We start from the raw sequence: 8,892 nt of genomic DNA, 5'->3' as shown, positions 1-8,892 counted from the left end.
TTTGTCGACGCAAGTATAACGGATATGGGAGTCTGCGTGTTTTTTTGTGTCTGTACCCCAACAAATATTATAGAGCCTAAAAAAAGAAACCGCACGCAGCGGTTTCTTAGGAGGAAGGAGGTTGATAATCCAGGAGCCGGCCGGCGAGCTGGTCAATGACCATGTCATCCATAGGCGGGTTATGAAGCCCGGCGCGAATATCACGGTAATGCCTCTGCAGCGGGCTGGAAGCGGAGAGGCTTCTGGCTCCTGCAACGCGCATGGCCAGGTCCACTACTTCCACTGCTTCATTCACAATGCTTGTCTTAGCTGCGCCTAATTCACCCTTCATCTGCTGCCTCTCTTCGGCACTGGATTCATCCCATTTTAGCGCAACGGAATGCAGAAAGTGTCTGCTTTGCAGTAGTTTAAGCTCCATGCGGCCAAGTTTTTCCCGCACGTTTGGAAGCTCCGAGATCGTTTTGTTAATGCTGTTTGGAGAGTAGGAAGCAGCAAAACGGGCGGCTTCATCGGCCGCAGCCTGGGCGATTCCGAGATAACAGGCTGGAATGTGCAGAAGCCAGCCGGCTGCCGGTTTATTGCCGGGAACGATATATTGGGCCAGGTGGTTATTTGGCACCCGGACGTTTTCAAGCACCACGTCATGACTGCCGGTCGCGCGCATGGCGATCGAATCCCACGTGTTGATAATAGATATCCCTGCAGCTTCCTTTGGCACAACAAAGTAGGCTGTAGCATCTTCTTTTGGAATATGGGCCGTGACGATATAGTAATCAAGCACGGGCGACATGGTAGCGAATGTTTTTCGCCCATTCAGGACCCATCCGCTGTCCTGGCGTTCGGCGATGGTTCCCGGTGTGCCGCCGCGGGTCGGACTTCCGGTTGCCGCCTCGGTCGCGATATTGTTCAGAACGGCTCCGTTTTCAACGACGTCTTTCATGACGCTGCTGTACAAATTTTCCTCCCACGGCCGTGTTTCGTTTAAATTTTTAACGATGCCGACATGCCATCCAATGGCAAGCGACGTGGATCCGTCGTAGCGGGCGATAAGCTCCTGGGCCTCCACGAGTTCAAGCAGACCGGCATCAATACCGCCAAAAGCAGCCGGGGCCGTCAAGGCCGGATAGCCGATGCTTTTTAATGCATCGATGTTTTCGGTTGGAAAGGTTCCGTTCTGGTCATGTTCCTCCGTTCGCTCTGCGAATTTCCGGGAGGTATCTTCGAGCTGGTGCAGACGCTCGGCTTTTGTGGAAAAGGTTGTCATAATCATACTGCTGCCTCCAAAATGATGGAATTTTATTTGAATAGAGGTATCGGAATTTTATACGCATATACATGAAATCATATTCCCTTTATGGAAGCAAAAAAACAGCTTATACAAGGAAAATAAAGGATAATGACCCGCGTTTGCGCCAGTACAAGGCTTAAAGACAGAAAAAATATGTGAGAAAATTTGACACAATCGTACTAATTTGGTGTAAAAATCAGTTAAATCGCGATATATGCGGTGATATCATTATATAATGAGTATAGTTAATATAATCATAAATTATCGCGAATTATGATGAATTCTATGAAATTAGTGTATTTGTTATTTTTCGTTTAATTCTGCATAATGCAAAAGTTCCATAGTTTTCAGCATACATAAATAGGAAGGGGTCCCACCGTGGATAATCAAAAACCAAGAGTAGGCTTTGTGTTTTACGGAGCCTTAGTAATACTGCTTATTATGGCGGTTGTCGGAGTTGCAGTCCCGGAATCGTTTTTTAATGCCACCTCTGCAGTGCAGACATTCGTATCGAACCGTTTTGGGTGGTATTATCTTTTAATTGTATCGGCATTTGTGCTTTTATGTATCTATTTTATTTTCAGCAGGTACGGAAACATCCGGCTTGGAAGACCGGAGGACCGGCCGGAATACAGCTATCCAACATGGTTTGCGATGCTTTTTAGTGCCGGCATGGGAGTCGGGCTTGTATTCTGGAGTGGGGCGGAAACGGTTTCCCACTATGCAACAAATGCTCCGGAAGCAGAGGTTGGAACAGACCAGGCGCTGGTCGATTCCATGCGTTATATGTTTCTGCACTGGGGCATCCATCCGTGGGCGATTTACGGCATTACGGCTATCTGTTTTGCGTATTTCACGTTCCGGCGCGGTGCTCCCGGCATGGTGAGCGCCATGCTCAGCCCGATTATGAACGAAAAAGGCATCGGCGGAAAAATAGTGGACATTATCGCGCTGGTTGCAACGGTCTCAGGTATTGCCACCACCCTTGGTATCGGCGCAGCCCAGGTTTCCGGCGGTATGGCTTATTTGTTTGACACTCCGAATAATTATACGGTACAGCTGATTGTAATCTTCGTTATAACTGTTTTGTTTTTAGTGTCAGCGTATACCGGCCTAAACAAAGGAATCAAATTCCTGAGTAACGCGAACATATACTTAACAATCATCTTATTTATCTTAATGCTTTTTGTCGGCCCAACGTTATTTTCCATGAATTTGTTTACGAACACGATAGGAACTTATCTGCAGTCGCTTCCAAGCATGAGCTTCCGGATCGCACCAACATCCGACAGCTCGAGGGAATGGATCAATGCATGGACGATCTTCTACTGGGCATGGTGGATCTCCTGGTCGCCATTTGTGGGTATATTTATCGCCCGGGTATCGAGAGGGCGCACCCTGAAGGAATTTACCATTGGCGTCATCCTGGTTCCTTCGATTGTCAGCTTCATCTGGTTCTCCCTGTTTGGCGGTGCGACGTTAAACGTCCAGAGCACCGGTCTGGCAGACGTTTCCTCGCTGGCTGCGGAGGAGGCCATCTTTGGTGTATTTGATCAATACCCGCTCAGCATTGTTTTGTCTGTTATTACACTCCTTTTAATCATCTCATTCTTTATCACGTCCGCCGATTCTGCGACATTTGTGCTCGGCATGCAGACATCGAACGGGGCGTTAAATCCTTCTGCCATTGTCAAATTTATCTGGGGGATCATGCTCTCCGCCACAGCGGCAGTACTGCTCTACTCCGGAGGGATAGACGCGCTGCAGAACGTCATGATTATATCGGCGCTTCCGTTTTCCATCGTGATGATACTGATGGTGTACTCGCTGTTTAAAGCGCTGAGGGAAGAAACAGATATTGAAACAAAGGACAAACAAAAGGATACAGACAAGCCGGATAAGGCCTCCTAAAAATAATGTGTGGACTCCCATGTTTCATGGGGGTCTTTTTTGTTAAAATATGGAACTGGTTATTACCAGCACTTAGTACCTTGTTATATACTTTTCATGAAAGGAAGGAAATTTGTTTAGAAAATTGAATTTTTTGGATACAATATGGATGGAGGTGAAAATTTGAAAAAGAAATTATTATTCAGTACTATTTTTGCAATCATGGCTACAATCCTTATTTTTGCTTCACCTGGCACCACTAAGGCATCTATGCTGGAAACGGAAGCACAGGGGCCGGAAGTAACGGCGCTTCAGCAGGATTTAATACAGATGGGATATTTACATACGAATGCGACCGGCTATTACGGCCCGGCCACCACCCGGGCAGTACAGCAATTTCAAAGTGATTTCAACTTAATCGTGGATGGTGCGGCGGGGCCGCAGACGACCAGCCGCATGAGTGAAGTTACATCAGTGGCCAAAGCGGTCTACGGGGAAGCCCGCGGGGAATCCTTTGAAGGGCAGATAGGTGTGGCAGCGGTGATTTTAAATCGTCTTGAATCTGCTGAATTTCCCAATAACGTAAACGGCGTCATTCAGCAGCAGAATGCTTTCACCGCAGTAGCTGACGGCCAGTACAGCATGACACCTGATCAGACAGCGTATGAAGCGGTCAAGCAGGCATGGAATGGCTATGACCCGTCCTATGGTTCGATGTATTATTACAATCCGGAGGAGGTAACCTCGGACTGGATCTGGACGCGGACACCGAATTTATCCATCGGCCAGCATGTTTTTGCAAGCTGATGATGAGAAGCAGGAACCTGCCGAGTGCAGGTTCTTTTTTCGTGCCTGAACAAATATGGTACGATAAATGATCATAAGTATGGATTCGGAAGGTGCCAGGAGGAAAAGAATGAAAGAAATTACAGAAGCAGGACCGTCAGAAGCATCCCTGATTAATGCCATTATGTATGAAGCGTTCTGGGAGTACCGGAACGACTCACCGCCGTCAGGAGCTATTCAGGAAACCACAGAGTCGATTCAGGCTGAAATGGAGCAGGGAGAACGGGCCGCCGTCTGGTGGAAGGACGGGAAAGCGGCCGCAATGATCCGGTTCCGGCCCGAGGAGGATTATATGTACTTTCACCGTCTTTCGGTCCGTCCGTCCCAACGTGGGAACGGGGCTGCCGCAGCGCTTATCCGCTGGGTGGAGAAAGCTGCAGCAGAAGAACAGTTCAAAGGGATTTATTGTAAAGTTCGGGCATCGACGCCGCAAAACGTCCGTATGTATCAGCGGATGGGATATGAAACGGTAAGGGAATACACCGCAGAAAAAGAAGGGCTGCCGTCATTTGGCGTCGTCGTGATGGCAAAGCTGCTGTAAAAAACGAAGGACAAAGCGTAAAGGTGTTCATTAAGGAATACAAAGCAGGGACTGCCCCGTAAAAGGACAGTCCCTGTTTTTTTGCTGTTATTTTAAAGCAAACTTTCGTTTAGACAGCTGCGCGTTCGACTTCCCCTTTGCGAAGAATAACGCGTGGATAAGGAAATTCTTCCTCCTGGCCGGCGAACGGGTAATGAACGTATTCGACACAAATCGTTCGTTCATATTCCGCGATCATCCTGCACTCTTTTCCATCAAAATACAAAAGTTCGTCTTTATCAAATATTTTTACGTCTTTTTCTTGTTCCACTTCCAAACCTCCTTACCCCTCTCTTTATAGAGTAATCAATTTTAGGGCAGGCCGCAAGGTAATAAAAGGAAACAGAACAATTTCAGCTTGAAATTTCCGGAGAAATTACAATGGGTACGGGCGGTCCTGCGCCTGTACACTGATCCACTGCTCGGTCGTAAATTCATCTAAAACCCATTCGCCGTTAAAGCGTCCGATACCTGATTGCTTCTCGCCGCCAAATGGCAGGTGGGCTTCATCGTTTACGGACTGGTCATTTACGTGAACCATGCCGGAATTAATGCGGCGCGCTGCCTGCATGCCCCGGTAACGGTCCTGGGTGAAGACCGATCCGCTCAGGCCATAAGGAGAATCGTTGGCAATGCGGATAGCTTCGTCCTCGCTCGATGCCCGGATTAATGTTGCGACAGGGCCGAAGACTTCATCCTTTGCTGCAGGCATATCGTTAGTTACTTCGGAAAGAACCACCGGCGGTATAACCTGGCCGTTGATTTCAAACTCTGTCTGAAGTTTAGCCCCGGCATCGATCGTGCCCTGGACCAGTTTTTCTATATTTTTGACCTGTTCTTCGTTAATAATTGGTCCGACGATTACATTTTCATCCGAAGGGTCGCCAGCTTTTAACGTTTTCGCCACGCGGGTGAATTCTTCGACAAATTCGTCGTAAATGTCATCATGAACAATCACGCGGTTCAATGCGAGACAAATCTGTCCCTGGTGAAGGAAGGAACCGAATACTGCTGCTTTGGCAGCCTTTTTCACCTCGGCGTCCTGAAGAACAACCATAGCATTGTTGCCGCCAAGCTCAAGAGCGGTTTCTTTTAAGTTTTTCGCCGCGAGCTCAGCAATGTGCGTGCCGACTTCGGTGGAGCCGGTGAACGATAACAGCGCCGGTACTTCGTGAGTAACGAATGCATCGCCAATTTCGGAGCCGCGTCCGGCCGTGACGTGAATGACGCCTGCCGGAAAACCGGCTTCTTCAAACAATGCTGCAATCAGCAGCCCGGAGGTAACCGGTGTGTCGGATGCTGGTTTAACTACGACGGTATTGCCTGTTGCCACTGCCGGTGCAATTGTTCTCATTGCGAGATGGAACGGGAAGTTCCATGGGCCGATAACTCCAATAACTCCTTTGCCCGAACGGAACGTATAGTTTTCTTTTCCGGGCGTGTTCGAAGGAGCGGTCGATCCGTGGACCCGGTTAGGGAATGAAGTGGATTCAAAAACAATGTTGGATGCTGTATTGAACTCTGTTTCCGCCTTCAGTCTGCTGCTTCCGGATTCCTTGATCAGCCATTCCACAATGGTTTCCTTCTGGTTCTGCATGACATCGTACAGACGGTGGAGATACTGTTGTTTTTCAGCGGGGCTGTGGGCGTCCCACGTTTTCTGATAATCATTGGCCGACTGATACGCTCGGTCAAGATCATTGGCGTCTGCAGAAGCAATTGTTCCCAGCAATTCGCCGTTATAAGGATTAGTATTTTCGATTGTTTTGCTGGATGAGCCGCTCACCCAGGAGCCGTTAATATACTGCTTTGTAAAATCGGTATGCATAGCAACCATCCTTTCATAATTACCGGATAGAACCCGGTAGCAATGTATAATATACCTCATGCTGTATTTTTTCAAACATTTAAGATCAGGGAAGGTCAATACTATTTAAGAATAATTTAAAATTTATAGAAAGCCGGTGCAGAAATCTGAGATGATAGCGGAGCTGAAGGAAAAGGAGCCATATAAAGGGGGAGAAGCTATGAAACCATCCACTGCCTATTTATTTGCCGTCGCCGGCGCTTCGTTTTGGGGATTCACAGGCTTGTTCGTACAGAACATGTACCGGTACAATATTGAACCCGACCAGGTAGTAGCGCTCCGCATGGCCGGTTCGGCCCTGATCTTATTTCTGGCTGTAGCTCTGGTCCGGCCGTATCTTCTGAAGGTCCAGTGGTACGATCTGCCGCACTTTATCGGGCTCGGCGTCGGCAGTATAGCCCTCTTTAACTGGTGTTATTTCACTGTCATGAATGAAGCCTCGCTTTCCATTGCGGTCGTGCTTCTCTATACCAGTCCCGTGTTTGTAGCGCTTATTTCAAGATTTGTATTTAAAGAAAAAATAACAGCGAATAAGCTGGCAGCTATTTTGCTTACGATCGCCGGCTGTGCGCTGGTGGCCGGTCTGCTTCCCGGAGGAGCGGGCGGAATGTCGCTGTCGATTCTAATGATCGGCCTGCTTTCCGGTTTATGCTGTGGCCTGTACAGTATTCTCGGTAAATTTGTGACGCCGAAATATCATTCCATTACGATCACTGCCTACACTATGCTAGCCGGAGGAGTGGTAATGGTCCCTTTCAGCGGCCTTCTGGCAAACGAAGAAGCCATACGTGAGCCGATGATGTGGATGTACGGTCTTGGAGGCATTCTTCTTTCTACCATTGCTGCGTATATCCTGTTTACGATCGGGCTGAAATATATCGAGTCAGGCAAAGCGGCGATTTTATCAACCGTTGAACCGATGGTGGCCATTGTTATCGGCGTATTCGCTTTTGGGGACAGGCTGAGCAGCTGGCAGGGGCTTGGTATTTTCCTTATTTTTTCGGCGGTCGTTCTTTCTATTTATTCAAGACCGGGAAAATTCCGGAGAAAGCGCGGAAGCAGTCGGAGGAAAACGCAAAATGAATGGGAGAAAAAGCCTGGCGGAGACGTTTAAACTGAAGACTGCAGGGAACAAATGTGAAAAAAGGAGGCGTTAAAATGGATGTATTAGTTATAGGAGCGAACGGGCATACGGGACGTCTGCTGGTCGAACAGCTTTCAGCCCATCCGGAGCATACTCCGCATGCTATGGTACGTGAAGTCTCCCAGGCCGATGAACTGAAAAAAATGGGAGCGGCATCTACGATTCTTGCAGATCTTGAAGAAGACACGGCGGCCGCTTTGAAGGGAATGGACGCCGTTATGTTTGCTGCCGGCTCGGGCTCTTCCACCGGACCTGAAAAAACAGTGAGCGTGGATCAGCAGGGAGCAAAGAAAACCATCGATTCGGCAAGAGTGCAGGAGGTGCAGCACTACGTTATGCTGAGCGGGATTGGCGTCGAGAATCCACAGGGAGCCATTAAACATTACGCGGAGGCAAAGCTGAACGCGGACAGGCATCTGCAGAGCAGCGGAGTGCCATACACGATTGTCCGTCCGGGGAAGCTGACATTTGAGAAGGGTACAGGAAAAATCGAGCTTGCAGAAAAGCTTTCCAATCCCGAAAAAAGAGATATATCCAGAGAAGACGTGGCACGCACGATGATCGCCGCCCTGGATATTGAAAACGCCCGCGGGCAGACCGTCGAGCTGCTTGCAGGAGATACGGATATTCACGAGGCCTGGAAGGCTTTATAAAATAATCCCCGCCGGCATGCGTACCGGCGGGGACTTTTATTTGCTTAAGAAGAAAAGTCAATTTCCTCGGGAGTATCTCCTTTGGAGTTCATCAGGCGGATAGAATCCGGCTGGATTTCGAGGACAATATATTCGGGATTGTCCGGGGAGCCAAGCCAGGACTGCACGCTGTCGGTCCAAACCTTTTCCTTGGTTTCCTGATCATGGCGGATTACTGCTTTGCCGGAAATTTCAACAAAAGCGTCTCCATAGCCTTCACCGTCGTATCCAAGCAGAATATGCACATTGGAATTCTTCTCGATTTCTTCTGCCTTATGGGTTTTGCTGCTTGTCGGCGTAAGAAGAGTGAAGTTGTCATTGTAAAACGTCATATAGCGGGAGTGGGGCTTGTTGCCTTCAATTGTGGCAAGGACGCCTACCTTGTTGCTGTCGATGATATCTTGTGCATGTCTCTTTGCTTCGTTTTTATCCATGGATAAACCTTCCTTTCGTAGTGAAACTAATTATCATTATTCCTGCCGCCACGTACTTTTAAACATGGTTTCAAAGCCGGAGAAACAGGATTTTTCGAAAATAATACAAATTGTATAAAAAGAATGAATATTGTTAATAGACAAACATTTA

Annotated in this window: 9 protein-coding genes; 5 read left to right on the top strand and 4 right to left on the bottom strand. The window is 48.2% G+C overall.

What is annotated here, in order from left to right; all coding sequences use genetic code 11:
* Positions 1–106: 106 nt before the first annotated feature.
* On the bottom strand, positions 107–1,270 hold the full coding sequence (locus ACTTK7_RS08405) for an acyl-CoA dehydrogenase family protein (RefSeq protein WP_298787228.1): 1,164 nt from the start codon (positions 1,268–1,270) through the stop codon (positions 107–109).
* A 396-nt stretch (positions 1,271–1,666) separates the two neighbouring features.
* On the opposite strand from ACTTK7_RS08405, the gene ACTTK7_RS08400 reads away from it, so the two are divergent.
* From ACTTK7_RS08400 to ACTTK7_RS08390, 3 genes are all read left to right on the top strand, one after another.
* Positions 1,667–3,199 (top strand): BCCT family transporter, encoded by a 1,533-nt coding sequence (locus ACTTK7_RS08400; protein ID WP_298787225.1) that lies wholly within the window; start codon positions 1,667–1,669, stop codon positions 3,197–3,199.
* A 162-nt stretch (positions 3,200–3,361) separates the two neighbouring features.
* Positions 3,362–3,985: a cell wall hydrolase gene (locus ACTTK7_RS08395; protein WP_298787223.1), complete on the top strand. Its 624-nt coding sequence runs from the start codon at positions 3,362–3,364 to the stop codon at positions 3,983–3,985.
* 109 nt (positions 3,986–4,094) lie between these two features.
* The gene (locus ACTTK7_RS08390; RefSeq protein WP_298787221.1) at positions 4,095–4,565 is read left to right on the top strand and encodes a GNAT family N-acetyltransferase; all 471 of its coding nucleotides are present in this window, start codon (positions 4,095–4,097) and stop codon (positions 4,563–4,565) included.
* 109 nt (positions 4,566–4,674) lie between these two features.
* Here ACTTK7_RS08390 and ACTTK7_RS08385 read toward each other — a convergent pair whose 3' ends face one another.
* On the bottom strand, positions 4,675–4,875 hold the full coding sequence (locus ACTTK7_RS08385; protein WP_298787219.1) for a hypothetical protein: 201 nt from the start codon (positions 4,873–4,875) through the stop codon (positions 4,675–4,677).
* A gap of 105 nt (positions 4,876–4,980) precedes the next feature.
* Positions 4,981–6,432 (bottom strand): aldehyde dehydrogenase family protein, encoded by a 1,452-nt coding sequence (locus ACTTK7_RS08380; protein ID WP_462867370.1) that lies wholly within the window; start codon positions 6,430–6,432, stop codon positions 4,981–4,983.
* A 199-nt stretch (positions 6,433–6,631) separates the two neighbouring features.
* On the opposite strand from ACTTK7_RS08380, the gene ACTTK7_RS08375 reads away from it, so the two are divergent.
* Both ACTTK7_RS08375 and ACTTK7_RS08370 read left to right on the top strand, forming a co-directional pair.
* Positions 6,632–7,585: a DMT family transporter gene (locus ACTTK7_RS08375; RefSeq protein ID WP_462867368.1), complete on the top strand. Its 954-nt coding sequence runs from the start codon at positions 6,632–6,634 to the stop codon at positions 7,583–7,585.
* 44 nt (positions 7,586–7,629) lie between these two features.
* The gene (locus tag ACTTK7_RS08370) at positions 7,630–8,268 is read left to right on the top strand and encodes an SDR family oxidoreductase (RefSeq protein ID WP_462867366.1); all 639 of its coding nucleotides are present in this window, start codon (positions 7,630–7,632) and stop codon (positions 8,266–8,268) included.
* Between the two features lie 44 nt (positions 8,269–8,312).
* Here the strand turns inward: ACTTK7_RS08370 and ACTTK7_RS08365 are convergent, their stop codons facing one another.
* Entirely contained in the window at positions 8,313–8,741 is a 429-nt protein-coding gene (locus tag ACTTK7_RS08365; protein WP_298787211.1) for a pyridoxamine 5'-phosphate oxidase family protein, read from the bottom strand.
* Positions 8,742–8,892: the final 151 nt, after the last annotated feature.

The sequence above is a fragment of the Marinococcus tarijensis genome (assembly GCF_054971385.1).
Note: the sequence above shows the minus strand (reverse complement) of the source record. Positions and strands in the feature narration are given on the sequence as shown.

Excerpts from the sequence above, each read along its gene's own strand:
- ACTTK7_RS08375 (WP_462867368.1), top strand. The coding sequence starts at position 6,632 with ATGAAACCATCCACTGCCTATTTATTTGCCGTCGCCGGCGCTTCGTTT.
- ACTTK7_RS08365 (WP_298787211.1), bottom strand. The coding sequence starts at position 8,741 with ATGGATAAAAACGAAGCAAAGAGACATGCACAAGATATCATCGACAGC.
- ACTTK7_RS08380 (WP_462867370.1), bottom strand. The coding sequence starts at position 6,432 with ATGCATACCGATTTTACAAAGCAGTATATTAACGGCTCCTGGGTGAGC.
- ACTTK7_RS08370 (WP_462867366.1), top strand. The coding sequence starts at position 7,630 with ATGGATGTATTAGTTATAGGAGCGAACGGGCATACGGGACGTCTGCTG.
- ACTTK7_RS08405 (WP_298787228.1), bottom strand. The coding sequence starts at position 1,270 with ATGATTATGACAACCTTTTCCACAAAAGCCGAGCGTCTGCACCAGCTC.
- ACTTK7_RS08390 (WP_298787221.1), top strand. The coding sequence starts at position 4,095 with ATGAAAGAAATTACAGAAGCAGGACCGTCAGAAGCATCCCTGATTAAT.